Source organism: Massilia sp. YIM B02769, assembly GCF_030411995.1.
GTDB lineage: Bacteria > Pseudomonadota > Gammaproteobacteria > Burkholderiales > Burkholderiaceae_D > Telluria.
The window spans coordinates 422,382-445,873 of the sequence record NZ_JASNRC010000003.1 but is presented as its reverse complement, the minus strand read 5'-3'; the positions used below and the strand labels follow the sequence as shown (position 1 = coordinate 445,873).

The following is a 23,492-nucleotide window of genomic DNA, read 5'->3' as shown; positions in this document are numbered from 1 at the left end:
TTGTCAAGCCATCATGATCAACTCAGGTCCGCAAAGCGCGGGCAGCACGCACGCATTCCGCCACCTGGTTCAGGATCGAACGCGGCACCGGCACCTCGCCGCGCAGGGCGGCTGCGATCCAGCTTGCGGTGGCGGCCGCATCGCGCGCTTCCGGGACCTGGGACAAATCGTCGGTCGGCGCATCGCGTTCGACCAGCAACGTGCGCGCGCCGGCATGGAACCAGTCGATCTGCTGGGCGCGGTGCGGATTGGCGACGGTTTCGCCCTCGGTGCCGCGCATCAGGAAGGCGTCGCCGCGTTCGTGCGGCGCGGCCGTGGTGAAGTACGTGGCCAAGGTTTCCAGGTACTCGGGATGGGTGTACGAGACCAGGCGCAGCGCCGGGCCTTCGAATGGCTGCAGGATCTTCACCAGGGTGTGGGTCGAGTTGCGCACGCCCAGGATGCGGCGCAGCGACAATTGGTGGGCCAGCGCCGGCGCCAGGGACTCGATCGGCATGAAGGCCGGGCGGCGCGCGGCAAAGGCGTCCTGCAGGTCGGCGCTGGAGCCGGCTGCGGCCAGGCCCATCTCGCCGAGGATTTCGGCGGTGGTGACGCGGCCCGGGTCGGTGCGCACGCCGTGCACCAGCGTCGGCACGCCTTCGCGCGCCAGCAGCAGCGCCAGCAGGGGCGTCAGGTTGGCCAGCTTGCGCGCGCCGTTGTAGCTGGGGATGAGTACCGGGGCGTATTCTCCGGCGGGGCTGGGCAGCGGCGCGAAGGAGCGCTCGGCGGCGTCCATGAAGCCGGCCAGCTCATCGACGGATTCGCCCTTGATGCGCATGGCGAGCAAAATGCCGCCGAGTTCGAGGTCGGAAACGCGGCCATCGAGCATGGCGCCATACAGGGAAGCTGCGTCTTCGCGCGACATGCTGCGCGCGCCTTTGACGCCGCGGCCGATCTCCTTGATGAAGCGGGCGGCGGGGAATGGGTCGTGGTGGGTTTGCATACGCGCTAGCTTACACCGGAGTGATGACAACCCGCTTTTGACCTGTCTGGTGCAAATTAGCATTTTTGGCGCTACACTGGCCGATCCGACTTTTGCCCCACGGACGCATCATGCAGATCACACCAGATATCGAAAATACCAACGTCACCTCGTTCGGGCGCATGCCTACCCCGACCGAGCTGCACGCCAAGCTGCCGCTCACCGAGCGTGCTTTCACCACCGTCATGGCCGGCCGCGCCGCCCTGCGCGACATCCTCGACCGCAAGGACAAGCGTTTGTTCGTGGTCGTCGGCCCCTGCTCGATACACGATCCGGAAGCGGGCCTGGATTATGCGCGCCGCCTGAAAGCCCTGCAGGAAGAAGTGGCCGACACGATGCTGCTGGTGATGCGCGTGTATTTCGAAAAGCCGCGCACGACTACCGGCTGGAAGGGGTATATCAACGATCCGTTCATGGACGATTCCTTCCAGGTCGATGTCGGCATGGAGCGTGCGCGCCAATTCCTGCTGGACGTGTGCGAACTCGGTTTGCCGACCGCCACCGAGGCGCTCGATCCGATTTCGCCGCAATACCTGGGCGACTTGATCGCCTGGACCGCGATCGGCGCCCGGACCACCGAATCGCAGACCCACCGCGAAATGTCGTCGGGCCTGTCGACGCCGGTCGGTTTCAAGAATGGCACCGATGGCGATGTGAGCATCGCGATCAATGCGGTGCTGTCGTCGGCCAATCCGCATGCGTTTTTGGGTATCAACGACAAGGGCACGGTGTCGATCGTGCGTACCCGTGGCAACGCCTATGGGCACGTGGTGCTGCGCGGGGGCGGCGACCGGCCGAATTACGATTCGGTGTCGGTGACGATTGCCGAGCAGGCGCTGACCAAGGCCAAGCTGCCGGCCAACCTGGTGGTCGATTGCTCGCATGCGAACAGCTATAAAAAGCCGGAATTGCAGCCGCTGGTGATGTCGGACGTGATCCAGCAGATCAAACACGGCAACCGCTCGCTGGTGGGCGTGATGATCGAGTCGAATATCGTGGCGGGGAACCAGCCGATTCCGTCGGATTTGTCGCAGCTGAAGTATGGCTGCTCGGTGACCGACGGCTGCATCGGCTGGGACGATACGGTGGCGATGCTGCGTAGCGCGCATAAAGAGCTGCTGCAGCGTCCTTGATCGCCAATAGCGGGCGCGCGGCGCCCGCTATTGGCAGCGCTGTCCGCATGACGCCGGTTTCACCCGGCTACCATGCGATGGTCCTTGGCCCACTCCCGCAAGGCATCGTTCAGGCGCGTCTGCCAGCCATCACCGGTATCCTTGAAAGCCTGCAGCAGATCACGGTCGAGCCGGAGACTGGTCGCGACCTTGGTCCCGCTTCCTGCCGGTCGCCCGCGGCCTCGGACCGGTTTGACGGCGGCCCACTCGGCATCGGTATAGGGCCGCGCGTCCGGATCCTGCATTGCCGACTGGGTGATCGCGACATCTTCCTGGGCAGTGGGGAGAACCGTTCCCGGTTTAAGCTTCGGCATAGCGTTTTACCTCTCTTAAGTTGGCCTTGTGCAGGCTGATGATCCGGCGCGCTTCGGCGCGGTCCACATACACAACGTAGTGCAGACGGTCGCCGATATAGGCGATTGCGCACATGCGCGCCTCGCCGTAGTGGTGGCGGTCGTCCGTCCACGTCAGGGCATCTTCCCATTCGATCATTGCGGCCGCTGCCAGCGAAACGCCGTGCTTCCCAAGGTTGACAGCGTCCTTGGTGGTGTCGAATGCGATTTCCACACAAATTATTGTAGATACAAAAAACATTCGGGTCAATGAATTATTGTATCTACAAATATTAGAGGAAAGGAACCGAGGCCGGCTACTGTCCGTGCGCACGTGGTGGAGGATGGTGGCGCTGTTCGCATACCGCAAGTCCAGCTAGTTCGCCGATGATCAATCGGTCATACCGCGTGGACACGGGTGTCCACGCTACAACGGCCGATACGCTTCCCTTCCGGCTGATTTACAATACCGGATTCCGCTTTCCCCTCCCCTCTGTTCCCATGATTGTTCTCGGCGTCGAATCCTCCTGCGATGAAACCGGCCTGGCTCTGTACGATACCGAGCGCGGCCTGCTGTCCCATGCCCTGCATTCGCAGGTGGCCATGCACGAAGAATATGGCGGCGTGGTGCCGGAATTGGCGTCGCGCGACCATATCCGCCGCGCCCTGCCCCTGCTGGAACAGACGCTGGATCAAGCCGGCATCGCCAAGGCCGACATCGACGCCATCGCCTACACTCAGGGCCCCGGACTGGCCGGCGCGCTGCTGGTGGGTTCCTCGGTGGCCTGCAGCCTGGGCCTGGCGCTGGACAAGCCCGTGCTGGGCGTGCACCACCTCGAAGGCCATCTGCTGTCGCCGCTGCTGGCGAGCGAGCGTCCCGACTTTCCCTTCATCGCCCTGCTGGTGTCGGGCGGCCACACCCAGCTGATGCGCGTCGACGGCGTCGGCCGCTACACGCTGCTGGGCGAAACCCTGGACGACGCCGCCGGCGAAGCCTTTGATAAATCGGCCAAGCTGCTCGGCCTGGGTTACCCGGGCGGGCCGGCAATTTCGCGCCTGGCAGAATTCGGCGATCCGACCGCCTATACGCTGCCGCGCCCGATGCTGCACTCGAAGGATTTCAATTTCAGCTTCTCGGGTCTGAAGACGGCGGTGCTGACCGTGGTGAAGAACCACGACGAAAAGGTGATCGCGAATATCTGCGAGCAGGACAAGGCGAATATCGCGCGCGGTTTCGTGGATGCGATCGTCGACGTGCTGGTGGCAAAGTGCGTGAACGCGCTGCGCCACACGGGTCTAAAGCGGCTGGTGATCGCCGGCGGCGTCGGCGCCAACAAGCAGTTGCGCGAAGCCCTGAATGCGGCCGCGGCCAAGCGCAAGTTCCGCGTGTTCTATCCGGAGCTGGAATTTTGCACCGACAATGGTGCGATGATCGCCTTTGCCGGCGCCATGCGCCTGGAGAAAAACCCGGCGCTGGCCGTGCGCGACTATGCCTTCAACGTGCGCCCGCGCTGGCCGCTCGACGAGCTGGAAGCGGCCTGATTCGTTACCGTGTCCGGGTGAACTTGCAACGCTGACATCGATCCTACCGTGTGACCGCCGTGCGCCAAAGAATGGCACACTTTGACGGTTCAGTCTTCGGAGGTCCTACATGCGCGTTGTGAGTTGGAACATCCATTGGGGCTGTGGAAGAGACGGGCGCATCCGCATCCACGCAATCATCGATGTACTGCGCAAGTTAAATCCGGACGTCATCTGCCTGCAGGAAGTAGCAGCCAACCACCCCGAACTCGAGGGAAGCGCGACGGCGAACCAGTTCAAGCAGCTGGCCGGCGCGTTTGGCGGCTACCACGCCATCGACTACGCCCCGAGCGAAATCTACCGCAACAATGTTCCCCGCCTGTTCGGCAACCTGATCCTTTCCAAATACCGCATTACCCAGGCCCACCGGCATTCGCTGCCCTGGCCGTTTGACCCTGTGTCGCCGGGCATGCCGCGCGGCGCCATCGAAGTCGTGCTCGATACGCCGCGCGGCAAGCTGCGGGTGGTGACCACCCACCTTGAATATTATTCGCGCTTGCAGCGTGCGGCACAGGTCGGGCGGCTGCGCGAATTGCATGCGCAGGCCTGTGCGCGTTCTCGTGCGTTCCAGCCGAATCCGGAGATGGATGCGCCGTTCCAGCTGGGCGAATTGCCGGCAGCGGCGATTTATTGTGGGGACTTCAATTTGCAGCCGGGGTCGGAGGAATACGAGGCGCTGCTGGCGCCGCCCTTGTCGGGCGAACTGGCGCTGGTGGATGCGTGGCGGGCCAGGCATCCGGATCATGCGCGGGCGCCGACGGCGGGGCTGCATGGGTTTGCGTGGCCGGAGAAGCCGGATTGCTATGACTATTTCTTTGTGACCGAGGATTTACTGCCGAGGATTGGGGAGGTGGAGGTGCAGTCGGAGACGGGGGTGTCGGATCATCAGCCGATTGTATTGGATTTGGTGTGAGGCGGTGGGAGTGATCTTTTGGATGCGGTGGCAAGATGCTGGCGGTTCGATCACATCGGAGGCCAACACGATGCGGGCTTCCGCGTGGGCACGGGGTGCCCACCGTACCGTCAACGATGCAGGTAAGGCTGGCCACAGCGGTTCTTTGAGTTGGCAAAAACCGTACGGTGGGCACCCCGTGCCCACGCGGAACGCGCCGCCATGTTGGCCTGATTCCCACCGCACCGCCAACCGGCCCGCGGCACATCCAGTAGATCAGCCGAACATCACCCCAGCGCCTGCTCCCCCTGCGCCGCAATCTCGCGCAAGGCCCGCTCGAACACCTCCGGCGGCTGCCCACCCGAAATCAGATGCCGCTGGTTGATGATGATCGCCGGCACCGAACGAATCCCCGCCTTCTGGAAGAAGTGTTCCGTCTCGCGCACCTCGTCGGCATACTCGCCCGACTCCAGCACGCGTTGCGCCTCGGTCGTGTCCAGCCCGACCTGTCCCGCCACGCGCACCAGCAGTTCGCGCGAGCTCGGGTCTTCGCAGTGGGTGAAATAGGCTTCGAACAGCGCCAGCTTCAGCGCGTGCTGGCGGCCCTGCTCTTCGGCCCAATGCAGCAGGCGGTGGGCGTCGAAGGTGTTGTAGATGCGGCCGCGGCGCGCCATGTCGAAGGTGAAACCGACCGCTTCGCCGCGCTGGCGGATCTGTTCGCGCGACTGGATCTGCTGCTCGAGCGGAGCGCCATACTTTTCGGTAATGTGCTCGACGATGTCCTGGCCCTCGGGCCCCATGTCCGGGTTCAGCTCGAACGGCTGGAAGTGCAAATCGACGGCGACGTCCGGCGCCACGCGCTCGATGGCCTGCTCCAGCGACTTGAGGCCGATCGCGCACCACGGGCACGACACGTCCGATACGAAATCAATCCTCAATTGCTTGCTCACGCGACACCGCCTTCCTGAAATGAATACCGGCGCAGGATGCGCCGGCTGTCCACCCATATGGGCATGCTTGCGAGAGAATCAAGCTTTACTTCTTCTTCGCCCCCGCCGCCTTGCTGCCGATGCGCGACTCCTTGCCGGCGATCAGGTTGCCGATATTCGTGCTGTGGCGGTACAGCAGCAAGGAACTCATGGCGACCACGGCAAACAGGATCGGATCGACACCGAACAGCAGGCCGTAGTAGAACGGCGCGAACACCGCCGCGATCAGCGCCGCCAGCGAGGAATAGCGGAAGGCATAGGCCACCACCAGCCAGGTGACCAGGGTCGCCAGGCCGAGCCAGACGTTCAGGCCCAGCAGCACGCCCAACGCCGTCGCCACGCCCTTGCCGCCGACGAAGCGGAAGAACACCGGCCACAGGTGGCCGAGGAAGACGGCGATCGACACCAGCGCGATACCGGTCTCGTCGATGCCGAAGTCAGGCCCGAACTGCACCGCAAGGAACACGGCCAGCCAGCCCTTGGCGCCGTCGCCGACCAGGGTGGCGATCGCCGCCTTCTTGCTGCCGCTGCGCAGCACATTGGTGGCGCCCGGGTTCTTCGAGCCATAGGTGCGCGGGTCGGACAGGCCGAACACGCGGCTCATCACCACGGCAAAGGAAATCGAGCCGATCAGGTAGGCCGCAACGACGGCGATCAGTGTATTCATGTTGTCTCTCTGTTATTTCCTACAAGTAAAGCGAGCGTGAATATACACTAGCCGGCCGGGCGAAGATAGTCAGTCGGCCAGCGCACATTGCACCGGCTTCGCGCCGAGCACATCCACCAGCACCTGCGGCGCGATGCCGACCAGGTAGCCGCGCCGGCCGCCGTTGATATAGATCTTTTCCAGCGCCAGGATGCTCTCCTCGACGTAGACCGGCATCGCCTTCTTGGTGCCGAAGGGCGAGGTGCCGCCCACCAGGAAGCCCGAATGGCGCTGCGCCACCTCCGGCTTGCACGGTTCGACCGCCTTGCAGCCGATGGCGCGCGCCAGGTTCTTGGTCGATACTTTCCGGTCGCCGTGCATCAGGACGATCAGCGGGCGCGCCGCTTCGTCCTGCATCACCAGGGTCTTGACCACGTCGTGTTCGGGCACGCCCAGTTCGCGCGAGGATACCGCCGTGCCGCCATGTTCTTCATAGGCGTAGGGATGCTCGGAAAACACCACGGCGTGCTTGCGCAGCCAGGCGGTGGCGGGCGTTTCTGAGACGTGCTCTTTCTTGGCCATGCGTGATACGCTAAACACTGGAATAAAGGGGTTTCTATTATGCAGCAACTGATACAGCAAGAGCTACGTTTTGCGACCTTCAACGTCTGCAACCTGGCGCCGCCGGGCGTGAAGCTCTACGACAATCTGTTGCCGACGACCAGGAAAGAATACGAAGCCAAGCTGGACTGGACAGCACACCAGATCGACCTGCTCGACGCCGACGTCATCGGCTTCCAGGAAATCTTCTCGCAGGCCACCTTGCGCGAAGTGCTGGCGCGCACGCGGCGCTACCGCGAAGCCTTCCATGCCGGCTTCGACCCCGACCCGGCCGCCCTGCGCCTGACCCCGAGCGTGGCCCTGGTCTCGCGCCTGCCGCTGGTGGTGCCGGCCCAGCCGATGAAGGATTTCCCGCATGGGATCGAACTGCCCCAGGGCAGCCGCGACGCCGCCCGGTTTACGCGCGCGCCGCTGCATGCCATCGTGCAGGTCTCGCCCGACGTCGCGGTCGACGTGATCGTGGTGCACCTGAAGTCGCGCAGGCCCGACTACCGCACCGGCGACACCGGCGAAGACCCGGCCCTGTATGCCCTCGCCTGCCTGCGCTCGCTGATCCGGCGCGGCACCGAGGCCGCCGCCCTGCGCGTACTGCTCACCGAGATGGGCCGCGCCAACCGCCGCCCGCGCGTGGTGCTGGGCGACTTCAACGACGTGGCCGATTCGGTTACCACCGGCATCGTGCTCGGCGCCGGGGCGCCGATGGCCGACCGCCTGTACGACGCCAGCGAAGTACAGCGCCGCGCCGACCACGTGCGCCACCTCGGCTTTTCCTGCGTCCATGAGGGGCATTACTCGACCATCGACCATATTTTGGTGTCGGAAGAATTCAATGCCGCCCTGCCCAGCGCGATTGGCGAAGTGGTCGAGGTGCTCTACCTGAACGACCACCTCGACCTGGCCCTGCCCGAAGCCTCGGACCACGGCCAGGTGCTGGCGCGCATCCGCCTGTTCGACGAAAGCCACGGCCTGCGCGACGGCGGAGTCTAGACGCCCTCCGAGCGTTCACACAACGCATGAACAGGTAGGGTGGGCGCCCCGTGCCCACGCGTGAAGTATGCGCAGTGGAGCACCGAAATCAGGCCAACAATGCTCGCCGTTCACGCGTGGGCACGGGGCGCCCACCCTACCATTGTCATGCGCCGGCATTTCATCAGAGACCCTCCGACGCGCTACGTTCCGTCCCGCTTTTCTGCATTTCATCGTCCGGATTCGGCTGCTTGTCGCATTCCGATGGCGGTCGATGTTGCCAATTTCTATAGTCTCGACCATGCGCAAGTAGCTCCGTCTTCCCGGGAAGGTGGAGCACGGGCGCTACCGCTCATCCGCTTCCCAACAAGACAAATAACGGCCGCCATGAAAATCGAGACCTTGCCGCTTACGCCCGCGATCCCCCTCTCCACCAAGCGCCGCTGGCGCACACCGGCGATCGCGCTGGCCGTGGCGGTCGCCGTTGCTGGCGTCGCCGGCGGCTGGTTCGCTTTCAAGGGCACATCGGCTCCGCCCGCGCCCGCAGCAAAGGCCGAAGCCAAGCCCACCGTGTTCGAGCTCTCCCACAGCGACGTGGTCACGGTCGAGTCGCGCGAACTGGCGCGCCGCCTGCCGCTCTCGGGTTCGCTGGCGCCCCTATCCCAGGCCACGGTGAAATCCAAGGTCTCGGGCGTGGTGCTGGAAACCGGCCTGCGCGAAGGCATGAACGTCAGTGCCGGCCAGGTGATCGCGCGCCTGGACGACGCCGACGCGCGCGCCCGCGTGGCCCAGTACGCGGCGGCGCTGAAGGAAGCCAACGCGCGCCTGGCGCTGGCTACCAAGAACGAAGCCAACAGCCAGGCCCTGCTCAAACAGAACTACATCTCGCAGAATTCCTTCGACACCACGCGCAACAGCGTCGAGCTGGCCCAGGCAGCGGTGGACGCCGCGCGCGCCCAGCTCGACCTGGCGCGCATCGCCCTGAACGACACCGTGATCCGCGCACCGTTGTCGGGCGTGGTCAGCAAGCGCTTCGTGCAGGCCGGCGAAAAGCTGTCGCCCGACAGCCCGGTGATGGCCATCGTCGACCTGCAGCACCTGACGCTCGACGCCCAGGTGCCGGCCTCCGACATCCCGCGCATCCAGGTCGGCCAGGACGTGCACTTCCGCGTCGACGGCTTCGATGCGCGCGACTTCAGCGGCAAGGTGGCGCGCATCAATCCGGCCACCGAAGCCGGCTCGCGTGCGATGCTGGTGTACATCAGCGTGGCGAATACCGACGGGCTGCTGCGCGCCGGGATGTTTGCGAAGGGCCAGATCACCACCGACAAATCCGAAGCGCGCCCGATCGTGCCGCTGGCGGCCCTGCGCAAGGACGGCGAGCGCGACGTGGTCTACCGCGTCGACAACGGCAAGGTGGTCGCGCAGCCGGTCCAGCTGGGCATGCGCAACGAGGACGAAGGCATGGCCGAAGTGACCCACGGCGTCGATGCCGGCGCCGTGCTGCTGAACGTGCCGCTCGACGGCGTGAAGCCGGGTGCGCAGGTGAAACTGGCCGGCGCCGCAGGGCCGAAGCCGGATGCGAAGTCCGCCGACAAGCCTGTCGTCGTCGCGAAAAAGGACTGAGCCATGTGGATCACCAAAGTCAGTATCCGCCACCCCGTATTCGCGACCATGGTCATGGTCGGCCTGATGGTGCTCGGCCTGTTCTCCTACCGCACCCTGGGCGTGGAAAGCATGCCGAACGTCGACCTGCCGTTCGCCTGGGTCGAGACCCAGTATCCGGGCGCCTCGCCCGAGCAGGTGGAGAACGACGTCACCCGGCCGATCGAGGAAGTCATCAACACGGTCAGCGGCATCAAGACCATCCGCAGCAATTCCTGGGAAGGCCGCAGCGGCGTCTCGGTCGAATTCCACATCGCCACCAACATGGACAAGGCGATGCAGGACCTGCGCGACAAGGTGGCGCGCGTGCGTCCCGGCTTCCCGAAGGAAGTGAAGGAACCCTTCATCATCCGCGCCGACGGCGAGAACCAGCAGCCGGTGGTGCGCCTCTCGGTCACCTCAAACGAACGCGACATGCGCGCGCTCTCGACCCTCGCTGAACAAGTCATCGTGAAACGCCTGCAAAGCGTGGCCGGCGTCGGCGAAGTGCGCACCGGCGGCGTGGCGACGCGCCAGATCCTGATCCACGTGAAGCCCGAGCAGCTGCGCAGCCAGAACATCGGCATCGACGAGGTGCTGCGCGCGATCCAGGCGACGAATGCGAATCTCCCGGCCGGCAATTTGCAGTACGGCGCCGCCGAACGCCTGGTGCGCGTGGAAGGCAAGATGCGCGAGGCGCGCGAGTTCAACAACATCATCGTGGCGCGCCGCGCCAGCGGGCCGGTGTATCTGTCGCAGGTGGCCGACGTGGTCGACGGCGAGCGCGAAGAGACCTCGATCTCGCGCGTGAATGGCCAGCGCGCCATCTCGCTCGACATCACCAAGGTGCAGGACGCGAACACCGTGCAGGTGGGTACCGGCATCATCAAGATGGTCGAGGAAATGCGCAAGACCCTGCCCGCCGACGTGCACTTCCGCGTGATGGACGACCAGTCGACCACGGTCCAGCAGCAGCTCGACAACGTCAAGCGCACCATCATCGAAGGCGCGATCCTGACGATGGTGATCGTGTTCCTGTTCCTGCATTCCTGGCGCAGCACGGTCATTACCGGCCTGACGCTGCCGATCTCGGTGCTGGCTTCCTTCATCGCGATGCGCTACTTCGGCTTCACGCTGAACTTCCTGACGCTGATGGCGCTCTCGCTGTGCGTTGGCCTGCTGATCGATGACGCCATCGTGGTGCGCGAGAACATCGTGCGCCACCTGGGCATGGGCAAGTCGCACCACGCGGCGGCCGAAGACGGCACCAACGAGATCGGCCTGGCGGTGATGGCCACGACGTTCGCGATTGTCGCCGTGTTCGTGCCGATCGCTTTCATGGACGGCATCATTGGCCGCTTCTTCCTGCAGTTCGGCGTGACGGTGGCCGTAGCCGTGCTGGTGTCGCTGTTCGTGAGCTTCACGCTCGACCCGATGCTGTCGTCGGTGTGGCCGGATCCGGTGAAGGACCGCTTCAAGTACCTGCCGTGGCTGGGCCGCGCGATGGCGCGCATCGAGCACGGCATCGAACACGTGCACGTCTGGTACGGCAAGGTGCTGGCGCTGGCCCTGCGCTGGCGGAAGTCGACCCTGGCGCTGGCGCTGGCGGTGTTCGTCGGCAGCCTGGCCCTGGTGCCGATGATCGGCGGCGAGTTCGCGCCGAAGACCGACAACGGCTTCATCGAGATGCGTTTCAAGACGCCGGTGGGTTCGAGCCTGGCCTATACCGACGCCAAGGTGAAGCAGGTCGAGGACATCCTGCGCGAGTACAAGGAAGTCGACGCGATCAGCAGCGCCATCGGCGTGTACGAAGGCCACAACAGCGCCCAGGTGGTGCTGAAGCTGACCGATGCGAAAAAGACCGGGCGCCGCTCGCAGGAAACGATGGAGACGGTGTTCCGCGAACGCCTGTCCTCGATTGCCGGCATCACGATGTCGGTCGGTAACAAGCCGATCTTCATCGCGATCCTGGGCCGCGATGAAGCCAAGCTCGATGCGGTCGCCCACAAGCTGATGGACAAGATGCGCACCATCAAGGGCGTGGCTGACCTTGAGTACAGCCAGGAAGGCGCGAACCCGGCGACCGTCATCCGCATCAACAACGAGCTGGCCAGCGACCTCGGTTTGTCGGTGCAGCAAGTGGGCGCGGCGCTGCGTCCCTTCGTGGCCGGCGACGAGATCAGCCAGTGGCTGGCGCCGGACGGACAGAACTACCAGGTGAATGTGCAGCTGCCGCGGAATGGCCGCCAGAAGGTGGCGGATCTCGCCGACCTGTCGCTGGCTTCCTCGCGCCTGGATGCGTCAGGTAACCCGATCATGGTGCCGCTGCGCCAGGTGGTCGAGTTCGTGCCCTCGTTCAGCCCGCAGGTGCTGAAGCGCCAGGCGCTGGAGCGGCGCGTGGCGATCTATGCCGGTGTCGAGGGCCGTCCGTCGGGCGACGTGAACGGCGACATCGACAAGGCGATGAAGGAAATCGAGTTGCCGGAAGGCGTGCGCTTCGACGTCGGCGGCGACGCCCAGCAGATGGCTGAAACGATGGGCAATTTCCTGTCGGCGATCGTGATTGCGATTATCTTCATCTACCTGGTGCTGGCTTCGCAGTTCGGCAGCTTCCTGCAGCCGATCGCCATCATGATGTCGCTGCCGATGTCGCTGATCGGGGTGCTGGTCGCCTTACTGGTGACGGGCAGCACGCTGAACGTGTTCTCGGTGATCGGCGTGGTGATGCTGATGGGGCTGGTGACCAAGAATGCGATCTTGCTGGTGGACTTTGCGAACCATGGGCAGCGTGCGGGCCTGGCGCAATTCGCGGCGATCCTGGAGGCGGGGCAAGTGCGCTTGCGACCGATCCTGATGACGACGCTGGCGATGATCTTCGGCATGCTGCCGATGGCGATTGGCGCGGGGGATGGCGGCGAAACCCAGGCGCCGATGGGGCGGGCGGTGATCGGCGGGGTAATTACCTCGACCTTGCTGACGCTGGTGGTGGTGCCGGTGGCGTACAGCTACCTCGACAATATCGGCAAGCGGGCGAAGCGGTGGTTTGCCAAGGGGCATGAGGAAGTAGTGGACGCAGCACCCTTGATCGCCAAGGAACCTGTGTAAGAGCCGAAGCCTGCGGCGTCGACCGTAGGGTGGGCCGGGCCGCGCTAGGCACGCTGTGCCCACGCGGAACGCGCCGCAGTGTTAGCGGTGTTTGTGACGATAAATAAGCCTGACGTTAGCGGCTTCGGAACGAGTCACTAACTTAATCGAAGCCACGGATGTGCTTCTGGATGCCGCGCATTTGGTCGGGCGGCAACGAAATAATTCGGCCAACAATGGGGCACGTTCCGCGTGGGCACAGCGTGCCCACCGTACGGTTGAGACTACGATTGCTCTTGCGTTTCCCTTGCTTCGGCTTCTACCGGCTCTCCAACCTCCCCCTCTGAACCTTCCGGCTTCGGATGATTCTTCGCCTCCAGCTTGCGCTTGGCCTTTTCCTCCGCCTTGCGCTTCTTTTCCAGTTCCCGTTGCCGCTTTTCGTATTGGAAGTTGGTCTTTGCCATGATTTCCTCGTATGCAAGCTGACATGTAAGAAGGGTGCCGAACCCGAACCATTATGCGCCAGTTAAGCCACACGGGTTTGCATTACCCACGTGGGTGATGCTGAGCATGCAGGTGCTTCAGACGCTCGCGCGCAACATGGGTATAAATTTGTGTGGTTGAAATATCCGAGTGCCCCAGCAGAAGTTGCACAACACGCAAGTCGGCGCCGTGGTTCAACAAATGGGTGGCAAACGCATGGCGCAGCGTGTGCGGCGACAAGGGCGCGCGGATTCCCGCCTTCAAGGCATGCTTCTTGATCAATATCCAGAACATCTGCCGCGTCATCGGCCCGCCGCGCCCCGTCACGAACAGCGCATCGTCCATCTGCCCGTTAAGAATGATCCCGCGCGCATCCTTCAGGTAACGCTCGACCCAGATCCGCGCCTGCTGGCCGAACGGCACCAGGCGCGTCTTGCTGCCCTTGCCCGTAATGCGCAGCACGCCATCGTTCAAGCTCAGTTCGACCAGTTTCAAGGCCACCAGTTCCGACACCCGCAGGCCGCTGGCATACATCAGCTCCAGCATCGTGCGCTCGCGCAAACCCAGCGCCGTGGACACGTCGGGCGCGTTCAACAGCGCCTCGACCTGCTCTTCGGTCAGCGTGTGCACGAAGCGCTGCGGCTGGCGCGCCGTGGCCATCTTCAGGCAAGGGTCTTCCGCTACCTGGTTGCGCCGCAGCGCCAGCTGATAAAAACGCTTCAGTACCGACAGGCGCCGGTTGGCCGTGCTCGGCTTGGTGTCCGCGTGACGCTCGGCGAAATAGCCGGCCAGGTCCTCGGAGCGCACGCCCAGCAGCCCGCGCCCCGGCTGCTTCAGATGCAGCCAGCCAGCGAACAAACGCAGGTCGCGCCGGTAGGCGTCGAGCGAGTTCTTCGCCAGGCCGTGTTCCAGCCACAGCGTGTCGCAGAACTCGTCGATCAGTCCCAGATCGACTGCTGCTGCCATGGCGATGCGGTGGCGCCTTCGTGGCGCAGCAGCCAGCGCTTGACCGACAAATGGAAGCCGTTTTCCTCGTCGTGGCTGGCAAAGCCGCCGAGGCCGCGCGCAGCGGTCACGCGGTGGCAGGGAATCACCAGCGGGAACCAGTTGGCGCCGCAGGCTTGCCCCACCGCGCGCGGCGCCGAGCCGAGTTCCTTGGCCAGGATGCCGTAGGTGCGCACGCTGCCGCGCGGAATCGCGCTGATCGCGCCCCAGACGCGGCGCTGGAAATCGCTGCCCGCTTCCATCAGCGGCAAATCGAAAACGAAATCGGGATCGAGCAGGTACTGTTCGACCTGGCGCGCGGCCAGCTCGGCGGTGGCATCCTGCGCCGCCTTGTCGCCGAAACGCGGCTCGAGGTAGACCAGTTCGCGCACGCGCTCGCCTTCGGTGCGGATGCCGATGGCGCCAAACGGCGCCGGCACGATGGCGGAAAACAGCTCGCTGCCTTGTGGAGTATTCATGGGCGCTAGTTTACTCCTCGCTCCCACCGTCCACCAACTTTTTCGTAAGTGCAATTTCTCGTACGTGGCGTCCGTTTATTGTAAAAAAGACTATGCTTAACCTAAACATCGACACCTGACGAATATGCCGCGCGTACTCCGCTTACTGGTTTTCGTTTCACTGCTCGGCTGCCTCGGCCAGGCCGGCGCGCAAGGCGCCGCGCCGCTGCGTGTCGGCGTGTCGAACAATGCGCCGAACCTGTTCATGAACGAGCAGGGCCAGGCGTCCGGCATCCTGATCGACCTGCTGCGCGACATTGCCAGCGCGGAACGCTGGACGCTCGAATTCGTTCCCTGCGAATGGGCCGCCTGCGTCGACCTGCTCGCCGCGGGCCGCATCGACCTGCTGCCCGATGTCGCCTGGTCCGAAGACCGTGCCCGCGTGCTGGCCCTGCACCGCATTCCCGTCCTGCACAGCTGGTCGCAGGTGTATGCCAGGCCGGGCAGCGGCATCCGCGCCCTGCCCGACCTGAAGGGCAAGCGCATCGCGGTGCTGGGCAGTTCGATCCAGTCGCAGATACTGCCCGAGATTCTGGCCAGCTATGGCGCCTCCGCGGTCCTGGTCCCGGCCGCGTCGCTGGAACGGGCGTTTGCCCTGGCCGGCGAGGGCGAAGCGGATGCCGTGGCCGCGAACCACTTCTTCGGCGACCTGCAGGCAGCCGGCCAGGGCCTGCAGGCGACCGGCGTCGTCTTCAACCCGACCCGCGTGTACTACGCCGCCCTGCCCGGCCGCCAGCAAGCCGTGCTCGATGCCATCGACCGCCAGCTCGAGGCCTGGCGCGCCGATCCGCAGTCCGTCTACTTCGCCACCCTGCGCCAGTGGCAGGGAAGCGAGAAGGGCCAGGCCATGCCGTCCAGCCTGTGGTGGGCACTGGCGACCGCGGTCGGGCTGCTACTCTCGGCGCTGGCGGTGGCCAGCTGGCTGCGCAGCGAGGTCGCCGTACGCACGCGCGAACTGCGCGAGAACGAGGAAAAGCTCACCACCATCCTCGACAGCGTGGAAAGCCTCATCTACATCAAGGATACGCAGTCGCGCTACCAGTACGTGAACGGCGCCATGTGCCGCCTGCTGAACCGCCCGGCCGCCGCCATCGTCGGCCAGGACGACGAGACCCTGTTCGGCGTGGTAGAGGCCCGCATCACGCGCGCCGGCGACCATGTGGTGCTCAGCGAGCAGCGCCGCTACGAAACCGAGGAGCACCTGTCGGGCAAGGTCTTCCTGACCGCCAAGATGCCGCTGGCGCGCGACGGCGTCGTGTATGCGCTGTGCGGCATTTCCACCGACATCACGCCCAACAAGCAGGCCGAGGAATCGCTGCGCATCGCCGCCATCGTGTTTCAGTCGGGCGAGGGCATGTGCGTGCTGAATCCCGAGGCCATGATGATCGAGGCCAACGAAGCCTGGGGCATCCTGGTCGGCACGCCCGCCGCCGAGCTGCCCGGCACCGCCTTCCCGCCCTTCTCGCTCGAGCCGGACGGCGACGATTACCGCGAGCGCATGTGGAACACGGTGCGGCGCGAGCAGACCTGGCAGGGCGAAGTCTGGACCCGGCGTCGCAACGGCCAGGCCTACCCGGCCTGGCTGACGGTCAGCGCGGTGCGCGACGCCGACGGCGTGCTGACCAACTTCGTCTGCACCCAGTCCGACATCAGCGCGCGCAAGCAGGCCGACGAGAAGATCGTCCAGCTGGCCTATTACGACCCGCTCACCGGCCTGCCGAACCGGCGCCTGCTCTACGAGCGGGTCGACCACTGCCTCGGCCAGCACGGGCGCAACCGCCGCGTCGGCGCCCTGCTCTTCCTCGACATGGACAACTTCAAGGACCTGAACGACAGCCGCGGCCACGTGGTGGGCGACCACCTGCTGCAGCAGGTCGCGGCGCGCCTGCTGCAGTGCGCGCGCGACAGCGACACCGTGGCGCGCCTCGGCGGCGACGAATTCGTGATCCTGCTGGAGTCGGTCGGCGCCAGCGAAGAAGAAGCACTGCGCCACGCCGACACGGTCGGCCACAAGATCCTCACCGCCCTGCGCGTGCCCTTCGAGGTCGGCGGCGCCGTGCACCATGCCAGCTGCAGCATCGGCGTCACCCTGTGCACCGGCCACGAGCAGCAGCTCGACGACCTGATGCGGCGCGGCGACCTCGCCATGTACGAGGCCAAGCGCCAGGGCCGCAACACGCTGCGCTTCTTCCACGTGTCGATGGAGCAGGAAGTCACCTACCGCACCGCCATCGAGACCGAGCTGCGCGAAGCCCTGCGCGAATCGCAGTTCGTGCTGCACTACCAGGGCCAGGTCGACGGCGACGGCCTGCTGACCGGCGCCGAGGCCCTGGTGCGCTGGCAGCATCCGCAGCGCGGCCTGATCGGGCCGGGCGGCTTCATCGCGATTGCCGAGACCTCGGGCCTGATCGTGCCGCTCGGGCGCTGGGTGCTGCGCACCGCCTGCGAGCAGCTGGCCGCTTGGGCCGACACGCCCAGCACCGCCCACCTGACGCTGGCGGTGAACGTCAGCGTGCGCCAGTTCCTGCAAGACGATTTCGTCGAGGAGACGCTGGCCATTTTGCGCGAGAGCGGCGCCGACCCGACGCGCCTGAAGCTGGAGCTGACCGAGACCCTGATGATCGAAGGGGTCGAGGAAACCATCGAGAAGATGCGCGCCTTGCGCGAGCACGGCATCTGCTTCTCGCTCGACGATTTCGGCACCGGGTATTCGTCGCTGAGCTACCTGAAGCGGCTGCCGCTCGACCAGCTGAAGATCGACCAGAGCTTCGTGCGCGACGTGCTGGACGACCCGAACGACGCATCGATCGCGCGCAGCGTGGTGGCGCTCGGTAAATCGCTGGGGCTGGGGATCATTGCGGAAGGGGTGGAGACCGAGGCGCAGCGCTCGTTCCTGGCGGAGATCGGGTGCGATAACTGGCAGGGGTTCCTGTTCAGCAGGCCGGTGGATGCAAGGACGCTGGAGGAACTGGCGGCCTAGCGTTTGCGCCAGTTGCATGCGGTGCGAGCGACACCTCGCCGTACGTGTCCGCAAGGAGGCGTACGTACCGCGTGGGCACGGAGTGCCCACCGTACGGTCGACAGATCGTCCGAGGCATGTAGTACGATCCGCACCGTTTCACGTACGGTGGGCACGGAGTGCCCACGCGGTTACGTGCTCATCCTTTGGCCTGCGACTGCGAACGATCGCCCGCGCCACCCGCAAACGACCACGAAAAAACCAAAAAAAAAGCGCACCAGCGGTGCGCTCTGAATCATGGTCACGTCCCGGCCACTAGGCGTACCCGCGGCTTCTGTCGAACGTGTGTCTCCTCACATGATCTCCGGTATGGACTACCGGGTTTTTCTCTCACTCCCCAAGACTTGTGTCCGGTACTGACCGCACCAAGGTGGCGCACCACATTGGTGCCGGCAGCGCTCCATCATAACGCAACTGTGGCAGCAAAAGAATAGTTTTTTATAACGATATTCGCGAATCAACCATAGACGAGGTTTGGCAGCCACAGCGAGATCGCCGGCACGTAGGTCACCAGCAGCAGGAAGCCCAGCATGGTCAGCAGCCAGGGCAGCACCGCCACCGTCAGTTCCGAAATCCCCATCTTGGTAATCCCCGAAGCCACGTACAGGTTCAAGCCCACCGGCGGGTGGCACATGCCCACTTCCATGTTCACCACGATCAGGATGCCGAAGTGGATCGGGTCGATCCCCAGCGCCACCGCCACCGGGAACAGGATCGGCGCCATGATCAGCACGATCGACGACGGCTCCATCACGTTCCCGGCCAGCAGCAGCAGGATGTTCACCACCAGCAGGAAGCTGACCACGCCCAGGCCCTGGCCGGTGAGCCAGGCCGCCATCTGCTGCGGGATGTTCTCGCTGGTCATCAGGAACGAGAACAGCACCGCGTTCGTGATGATGTACAGCAGCATGGCCGACAGCGAGGCCGAATCCAGCAGCACTTTTCCCACCTGGTCCAGCCGTAAATCCTTGTAGACGAAGACGGCGATGATGAAGGCGTACACGGCGGCAATCGCCGCGGCCTCGGTCGGCGTGAAGATGCCGCTATAGATCCCGCCCATCACGATCACGATCAGGAACAGGCCCCAGGCGCTTTTCCGGAAGGCCTGCCAGCGCTCGCCCCAGCTGGCTTTCGCCATGCGCGGGTAGCCGTGCTTTTTCGCCAGCACCCAGGTCGTCAGGCCGAGCAAAAAGGCGAGCATCAGGCCCGGGATCACGCCGGCCATGAACAGCTTGCCGACCGAGGTGTTGGTGGTCACCGAATACATCACCATCACGATGGAAGGCGGAATCAGGATGCCGAGCGCGCCCGAGGTCGTGATCACGCCGGCGCCGAAGCGCTTCGGATAGCCCTGCTTGACCATCCCCGGCAGGATGATCGAGCCGATCGCCACCACGGTGGCCGGGCTGGAACCCGACACCGCCGCGAACAGGGCGCAGGCCACCACCCCGGCCAGCGCCAGGCCGCCGTGCCAATGACCGACCATCGAGGTGGCGAAGCGGATCATGCGCCGCGCCACCCCGCCGTGGGTCAGGAAATTCCCGGCCAAAATAAAGAAGGGAATCGCCATGATCTCGAACTTCTCGATGCCGGTGAACAGCTTCAGCGCCACCGATTCGATCGGCACCGTGGTCATGGTGAAGAGAAAAGTCAGGACCGTCAGGCCGAGCGAGATCGAGATCGGCATCCCGGTCAGCATCAGGAGCAGCAGCAGGATGAAGATGATGGCGGCGTTCATGCGGCACCTTTCGAGATCGGCAGGTCTTCGTCGTCCAGGCCTTCCACCTGGGCCGGGTCATGGTGCGGCACTTCGCCGGTGCGGATGAAGGTCACCATCACCTGCAGGAAGCGGAAGCACATCAAATACGAGCCGAGCGGCACGGCGAGATACACGATCCACATCGGCCATTCGAGGTCGGCCGAGGTCTGGTCGGTTTCCGACATGTGCCAGACGAAGTAGGCGCCCAGCGTGCCGACGATGCCGGTGAAGACGGCCCCGGCCAGCAGGCCGAAGACGATGAATTTGGCACGCCAGCGCGGACTCAGGCGATTGACGATCACGTCGACGCCGACGTGGATACCGGTGCGCACGCCATAGGCCGCGCCGAACTTGGCCATCCACACGAACATGTAGATGCACAGTTCCTGGGCCCAGCTGGTGTTGATCTGGATGAGATAGTCCTGCAGCACCGGAATCGGCAGCCCGGACAGGTAGCGATGCACCACCGCGATGAAGATGACGACGGTGGCCGCCGCCATCAGGGTCGCGATGATCCATTCTTCGAGTCGATCGAGGAATTTCATGGGTGTCTTTCAGAAGGACAGGCGAGCGCAGGCACGGCGCAAGCCGTCCCGCCCCGCTACACTGAATTTCTTACTTCTTCGCGCTTTATTTTTTTGCCGTTTCGCGCGTGATCGACTGGATCAGGTCCTTGCCGATCCGGCTTTCCATCTGGCGCTGCACCGGCTGCAGGGCCGTGCGCCAGGCCGCCTGTTCCTGCGGCGTCAGGTTGTAGATGGTGGTCTTGCCGGCCTTGCGGATGGCTTCCAGCGCCAGGTCGTTGTCGCGCTGGGCGATGGCCTTTTCGAAGGTGGTGGCGTCGCGCATGGCCTGCTCGAGCTGGGCGCGCACGGCGGCCGGCAACCCATCCCAGAATTTCTTGTTGACGATGACGGCGTAGCCCAGGTAGCCGTGGTTCGACACCGTCAGGTGCTTCTGCACCTCGTGCATCTTTTGCGTGTACATGTTCGACGGCGGGTTCTCGGTGCCGTCCACCACGCCGGTCTGCAAGGCCTGATAGACTTCCGAGAAGGCCAGCACCTGCGGGTTGGCGCCGAGCGCGCGCATCTGGGCGTCCAGCACTTTCGAGGACTGGATACGCATCTTCAGGCCGCGGAAGTCGCCTGGGGCATGCAGCGGCTTGTTGGCCGACATGATCTTGAAGCCGTTATCCCAGTAGGCGAGCCCCGTGATGCCCTTCGGTTCCAGCTTTTTCAGCAAGCCCTTGCCGATCGGGCCTTCGGTGACGGCGTACAGCGCCGCCTTCGACGGGAAGATGTACGGCAAATCGAAGGCTTCGAATTCCTTTACGCCGAGCGGGCCGAATTTCGCCAGCGAGGGCGCCAGCATCTGCACCGCGCCCAGCTGCAGGGCTTCGAGCTCTTCCTTGTCCTTGTACAGCTGGCTGTTCGGATACACTTCGACCTTGACCCGGCCCTTGGTCAGCTTTTCGGCCTGCTCCTTGAAGCGTTCGGCGGCCTGGCCTTTCGGCGTATCGGTCGCGACCACGTGGCTGAACTTGATGACGATGGGCGCCTGGGCCCAGGCTACGTTCATTGAAAGGGCAACGGCGAAGGCCGCGGCCAGGGCTTTGATCTGCATGATGTCTCCTCGGTGTGTCGATTATTGTTACCGCTCGAACCAGTTTATCCCGCATGATTTTGCATTGCATTTCCACAATAACATCACTACGTAAAAGCTTCTACGGTCTCGCATGAAAAATCCCTTCCGGCTGCCGCGCCGCGCCGCCCTCTCCCGCCCCTGGCGCTGGCTGGTGCCGGTGCTGCTGGTGCTGCTGTTCCTGGCGGTGCTGCTCTGGCTGCCCTGGCAGGCGCGCCAGATGGAGGCCAACGAGCGCCAGGAGCAGCTCATTGCCGACACCCTCTGGGTCGAGCAGACCCTGCGCTTCGAACTGGCGCGCAGCGAGGAAGCCCTGGCCGTGCTCGGCGCCGACCTGGTGGTCAAGCCGCCGCCGCCCGAACAGTTGCAGGCGCGCCTGGACCAGATGTTCAAGAACGGCCACGAACTGCGCCGCGTGCTCTGGCTCGGCCCGGACGGCACGACCCTGGCCCACCACGGCCTGGAATTGCCGCCCGGCGGCCTGGCGTCGGTGGGCGCCGAAGCCATGGAGATGGCGCGCCTGACCCGCGCCGGACGCTACACCGAGCCCTATGGCGCCAGCACCCATGCACCCGGCATGATCGACTACTACCTGCCGCTGTTCAAACGCGGCGAATATGCCGGCGCCCTGGTCGCCACCTATAGCCTGAAGATCCTGCTCGACGAAACCGTGCCCTGGTGGTTCGCCCAGGACAACGCCCTGTCCCTGCTCGACCGCGACGACGAAGCGGTGGCGGCGCGTGCCGACGGCGGGCCGGGGCGCGGGGTCTACACCCACCTGCGCGCCCTCGATCTGCCCGGCAGCTCGATCGTGCTGGCCACCGACAGCGTGAAGGGCGCGCCGCGCCTGCTGCCGAATTTGCTGGTCGGCTCGGTGATCGTGCTGGCCCTGGGCCTGTTGATCAGTTTGATGACGCTGTGGCGCCACATCTCGCGCACACTGGCGGCCGAAGCCGCGCTGCGCCAGCAGATGGCCTTCCGCACCGCGATGGAAAATTCCCTGCTGACCGGCTTGCGCGCGCGCGACCTGGAGGGCCGGGTCACCTACGTGAACAAGGCCTTTTGCCAGATCGTCGGCCTCTCGCCGGAAGACCTGCTGGGCAAGAAGCCGCCGATGCCCTACTGGGCGCCGGAAGCGACCTCCGACTACGAGGAACGCTTCGCCAGGATCCTGGCCGGCGAAGCGACGCCGCAATTCGAGACCGTGTTCCAGCGCTCGGACGGCGTGCGCGTGCCGGTGCTGGTGTCCGAAGCGCCGCTGGTCGACAGCCGCGGCAAGCAGACCGGCTGGATGAGCTCCGTCCTCGACATCACCGGCCGCAAGAAGGCCGAGGAACTGAACCGCCAGCAGCAGGAAAAACTGGAATCGGGTGCGCGCCTGGCGACGATGGGCGAGATCTCGTCGATGCTGGCGCACGAACTGAACCAGCCGCTGGCGGCGATCTCCAGTTACACGGCCGGCGCCCTGAACGTGCTGGAACGCGCCGACAAGGGTGTGCCGATCGAACCGACCCTGCTGCGCCGCGCGCTGGAGCAGGCGCGCCAGCAGGCCCAGCGCGCCGGCCAGATCATCAAGAGCGTGCACGAATTCGTGAAGAAGAGCGAACCGCAGCGGGAAGAAGTGGCGATCAAGAGCGTGGTCGACGGCGTGCGCGCCCTGGTCGAGCTGCAGGCACGCAAGGCCTACGTGACGCTGCTGTTCGACGTGCCGTCGCAACTGCCGACCGTGCTGGCCGACCGCCTGATGCTGGAGCAGGTGCTGCTGAACCTGACCCGTAACGGCGTCGAGGCGATGGCCGAGGTGCCGCCCGAGCGCCGCATCCTGCGCGTTGCCGCCAGCTGCGATGCGGCCCAGGTGTCGGTGTCGGTGATCGACAACGGCCACGGCATCCCGCCCGACGTCGCCGAGCGCCTGTTCTCGCCCTTCTTCTCGACCAAGGCCGAAGGCATGGGCATGGGGCTGTCGATCTGCCGCACGGCGATCGAATTCCATGGCGGTACGCTGACCCATGCGCCGAACCCCGGGGGCGGCACGGTGTTTACCTTCAGCCTGCCGCGGCGGGATGCATCGGCAGCGGCTGCACCGGCGGTGGAACCGACACCCGCGCCTGAGCTAAAATAGTGCACCTGAGGAGATAAC

At 64.8% G+C, this 23,492-nt stretch carries 20 protein-coding genes; 8 read left to right on the top strand and 12 right to left on the bottom strand.

What is annotated here, in order from left to right; all coding sequences use genetic code 11:
• Positions 1 to 22: 22 nt before the first annotated feature.
• The gene (ybiB, locus tag QPK31_RS07135; protein ID WP_290422240.1) at positions 23 to 982 is read right to left on the bottom strand and encodes a DNA-binding protein YbiB; all 960 of its coding nucleotides are present in this window, start codon (positions 980 to 982) and stop codon (positions 23 to 25) included.
• Between the two features lie 110 nt (positions 983 to 1,092).
• Here ybiB and QPK31_RS07130 point away from each other — a divergent pair, with 110 nt between their 5' ends.
• Positions 1,093 to 2,154, top strand: a complete 1,062-nt coding sequence (locus QPK31_RS07130) for a 3-deoxy-7-phosphoheptulonate synthase (RefSeq protein ID WP_290422239.1) — start codon at positions 1,093 to 1,095, stop codon at positions 2,152 to 2,154.
• A gap of 59 nt (positions 2,155 to 2,213) precedes the next feature.
• On the opposite strand, the gene QPK31_RS07125 is transcribed toward QPK31_RS07130, so the two are convergent.
• A complete protein-coding gene (locus QPK31_RS07125; RefSeq protein ID WP_290422238.1) occupies positions 2,214 to 2,507 on the bottom strand; it encodes a BrnA antitoxin family protein in 294 nt (97 codons plus the stop codon).
• Complete coding sequence (locus tag QPK31_RS07120; protein WP_290422237.1) at positions 2,494 to 2,760, bottom strand: BrnT family toxin; 267 nt, start codon at positions 2,758 to 2,760, stop codon at positions 2,494 to 2,496. The genes QPK31_RS07125 and QPK31_RS07120 overlap by 14 nt, the downstream gene beginning before the upstream one ends.
• Positions 2,761 to 3,026: 266 nt before the next feature.
• Here QPK31_RS07120 and tsaD point away from each other — a divergent pair, with 266 nt between their 5' ends.
• Entirely contained in the window at positions 3,027 to 4,067 is a 1,041-nt protein-coding gene (gene tsaD, locus QPK31_RS07115; RefSeq protein WP_290422236.1) for a tRNA (adenosine(37)-N6)-threonylcarbamoyltransferase complex transferase subunit TsaD, read from the top strand.
• A gap of 109 nt (positions 4,068 to 4,176) precedes the next feature.
• Complete coding sequence (locus QPK31_RS07110; protein WP_290422235.1) at positions 4,177 to 5,019, top strand: endonuclease/exonuclease/phosphatase family protein; 843 nt, start codon at positions 4,177 to 4,179, stop codon at positions 5,017 to 5,019.
• 266 nt (positions 5,020 to 5,285) lie between these two features.
• Here the strand turns inward: QPK31_RS07110 and QPK31_RS07105 are convergent, their stop codons facing one another.
• The 3 genes from QPK31_RS07105 to QPK31_RS07095 all read right to left on the bottom strand — a co-directional run bounded on the left by QPK31_RS07105 (position 5,286) and on the right by QPK31_RS07095 (position 7,215).
• The gene (locus tag QPK31_RS07105; protein ID WP_290422234.1) at positions 5,286 to 5,948 is read right to left on the bottom strand and encodes a DsbA family oxidoreductase; all 663 of its coding nucleotides are present in this window, start codon (positions 5,946 to 5,948) and stop codon (positions 5,286 to 5,288) included.
• Between the two features lie 85 nt (positions 5,949 to 6,033).
• Positions 6,034 to 6,654: a glycerol-3-phosphate 1-O-acyltransferase PlsY gene (gene plsY / locus QPK31_RS07100; protein WP_290422233.1), complete on the bottom strand. Its 621-nt coding sequence runs from the start codon at positions 6,652 to 6,654 to the stop codon at positions 6,034 to 6,036.
• 69 nt (positions 6,655 to 6,723) lie between these two features.
• Positions 6,724 to 7,215 (bottom strand): aminoacyl-tRNA deacylase, encoded by a 492-nt coding sequence (locus QPK31_RS07095; protein ID WP_290422232.1) that lies wholly within the window; start codon positions 7,213 to 7,215, stop codon positions 6,724 to 6,726.
• Positions 7,216 to 7,266: 51 nt separating this feature from the next.
• Here QPK31_RS07095 and QPK31_RS07090 point away from each other — a divergent pair, with 51 nt between their 5' ends.
• The 3 genes from QPK31_RS07090 to QPK31_RS07080 all read left to right on the top strand — a co-directional run bounded on the left by QPK31_RS07090 (position 7,267) and on the right by QPK31_RS07080 (position 12,969).
• Positions 7,267 to 8,241: an endonuclease/exonuclease/phosphatase family protein gene (locus QPK31_RS07090; RefSeq protein WP_290422288.1), complete on the top strand. Its 975-nt coding sequence runs from the start codon at positions 7,267 to 7,269 to the stop codon at positions 8,239 to 8,241.
• A gap of 366 nt (positions 8,242 to 8,607) precedes the next feature.
• Entirely contained in the window at positions 8,608 to 9,846 is a 1,239-nt protein-coding gene (locus tag QPK31_RS07085; RefSeq protein WP_290422231.1) for an efflux RND transporter periplasmic adaptor subunit, read from the top strand.
• A 3-nt stretch (positions 9,847 to 9,849) separates the two neighbouring features.
• A complete protein-coding gene (locus QPK31_RS07080; protein WP_290422230.1) occupies positions 9,850 to 12,969 on the top strand; it encodes an efflux RND transporter permease subunit in 3,120 nt (1,039 codons plus the stop codon).
• Between the two features lie 263 nt (positions 12,970 to 13,232).
• Here QPK31_RS07080 and QPK31_RS07075 read toward each other — a convergent pair whose 3' ends face one another.
• The 3 genes from QPK31_RS07075 to QPK31_RS07065 form a co-directional block, all read right to left on the bottom strand.
• Entirely contained in the window at positions 13,233 to 13,412 is a 180-nt protein-coding gene (locus tag QPK31_RS07075; protein ID WP_290422229.1) for a hypothetical protein, read from the bottom strand.
• Positions 13,413 to 13,494: 82 nt separating this feature from the next.
• Positions 13,495 to 14,397 (bottom strand): site-specific tyrosine recombinase XerD, encoded by a 903-nt coding sequence (gene xerD, locus QPK31_RS07070; protein ID WP_290422228.1) that lies wholly within the window; start codon positions 14,395 to 14,397, stop codon positions 13,495 to 13,497.
• Entirely contained in the window at positions 14,370 to 14,894 is a 525-nt protein-coding gene (locus QPK31_RS07065) for a methylated-DNA--[protein]-cysteine S-methyltransferase (RefSeq protein ID WP_290422227.1), read from the bottom strand. Before QPK31_RS07065 ends, xerD begins: the two co-directional genes overlap by 28 nt.
• A 124-nt stretch (positions 14,895 to 15,018) precedes the next feature.
• Here QPK31_RS07065 and QPK31_RS07060 point away from each other — a divergent pair, with 124 nt between their 5' ends.
• Complete coding sequence (locus tag QPK31_RS07060) at positions 15,019 to 17,913, top strand: EAL domain-containing protein (RefSeq protein WP_290422226.1); 2,895 nt, start codon at positions 15,019 to 15,021, stop codon at positions 17,911 to 17,913.
• Positions 17,914 to 18,409: 496 nt separating this feature from the next.
• Here QPK31_RS07060 and QPK31_RS07055 read toward each other — a convergent pair whose 3' ends face one another.
• From QPK31_RS07055 to QPK31_RS07045, 3 genes are all read right to left on the bottom strand, one after another.
• Positions 18,410 to 19,690: a TRAP transporter large permease gene (locus QPK31_RS07055; RefSeq protein ID WP_290422225.1), complete on the bottom strand. Its 1,281-nt coding sequence runs from the start codon at positions 19,688 to 19,690 to the stop codon at positions 18,410 to 18,412.
• Positions 19,687 to 20,256: a TRAP transporter small permease gene (locus QPK31_RS07050; protein WP_290422224.1), complete on the bottom strand. Its 570-nt coding sequence runs from the start codon at positions 20,254 to 20,256 to the stop codon at positions 19,687 to 19,689. Before QPK31_RS07050 ends, QPK31_RS07055 begins: the two co-directional genes overlap by 4 nt.
• Positions 20,257 to 20,341: 85 nt before the next feature.
• Positions 20,342 to 21,334: a TRAP transporter substrate-binding protein gene (locus tag QPK31_RS07045; RefSeq protein WP_290422223.1), complete on the bottom strand. Its 993-nt coding sequence runs from the start codon at positions 21,332 to 21,334 to the stop codon at positions 20,342 to 20,344.
• 112 nt (positions 21,335 to 21,446) lie between these two features.
• Here QPK31_RS07045 and QPK31_RS07040 point away from each other — a divergent pair, with 112 nt between their 5' ends.
• Complete coding sequence (locus QPK31_RS07040; RefSeq protein ID WP_290422222.1) at positions 21,447 to 23,474, top strand: sensor histidine kinase; 2,028 nt, start codon at positions 21,447 to 21,449, stop codon at positions 23,472 to 23,474.
• Positions 23,475 to 23,492 lie beyond the last annotated feature (18 nt).

Coding starts and splice junctions, on each gene's coding strand:
- ybiB (WP_290422240.1), bottom strand. CDS start 982: ATGCAAACCCACCACGACCCATTCCCCGCCGCCCGCTTCATCAAGGAG.
- QPK31_RS07130 (WP_290422239.1), top strand. CDS start 1,093: ATGCAGATCACACCAGATATCGAAAATACCAACGTCACCTCGTTCGGG.
- QPK31_RS07125 (WP_290422238.1), bottom strand. CDS start 2,507: ATGCCGAAGCTTAAACCGGGAACGGTTCTCCCCACTGCCCAGGAAGAT.
- tsaD (WP_290422236.1), top strand. CDS start 3,027: ATGATTGTTCTCGGCGTCGAATCCTCCTGCGATGAAACCGGCCTGGCT.
- QPK31_RS07110 (WP_290422235.1), top strand. CDS start 4,177: ATGCGCGTTGTGAGTTGGAACATCCATTGGGGCTGTGGAAGAGACGGG.
- plsY (WP_290422233.1), bottom strand. CDS start 6,654: ATGAATACACTGATCGCCGTCGTTGCGGCCTACCTGATCGGCTCGATT.
- QPK31_RS07095 (WP_290422232.1), bottom strand. CDS start 7,215: ATGGCCAAGAAAGAGCACGTCTCAGAAACGCCCGCCACCGCCTGGCTG.
- QPK31_RS07085 (WP_290422231.1), top strand. CDS start 8,608: ATGAAAATCGAGACCTTGCCGCTTACGCCCGCGATCCCCCTCTCCACC.
- QPK31_RS07080 (WP_290422230.1), top strand. CDS start 9,850: ATGTGGATCACCAAAGTCAGTATCCGCCACCCCGTATTCGCGACCATG.
- QPK31_RS07075 (WP_290422229.1), bottom strand. CDS start 13,412: ATGGCAAAGACCAACTTCCAATACGAAAAGCGGCAACGGGAACTGGAA.
- xerD (WP_290422228.1), bottom strand. CDS start 14,397: ATGGCAGCAGCAGTCGATCTGGGACTGATCGACGAGTTCTGCGACACG.
- QPK31_RS07065 (WP_290422227.1), bottom strand. CDS start 14,894: ATGAATACTCCACAAGGCAGCGAGCTGTTTTCCGCCATCGTGCCGGCG.
- QPK31_RS07060 (WP_290422226.1), top strand. CDS start 15,019: ATGCCGCGCGTACTCCGCTTACTGGTTTTCGTTTCACTGCTCGGCTGC.
- QPK31_RS07055 (WP_290422225.1), bottom strand. CDS start 19,690: ATGAACGCCGCCATCATCTTCATCCTGCTGCTGCTCCTGATGCTGACC.
- QPK31_RS07050 (WP_290422224.1), bottom strand. CDS start 20,256: ATGAAATTCCTCGATCGACTCGAAGAATGGATCATCGCGACCCTGATG.
- QPK31_RS07045 (WP_290422223.1), bottom strand. CDS start 21,334: ATGCAGATCAAAGCCCTGGCCGCGGCCTTCGCCGTTGCCCTTTCAATG.
- QPK31_RS07040 (WP_290422222.1), top strand. CDS start 21,447: ATGAAAAATCCCTTCCGGCTGCCGCGCCGCGCCGCCCTCTCCCGCCCC.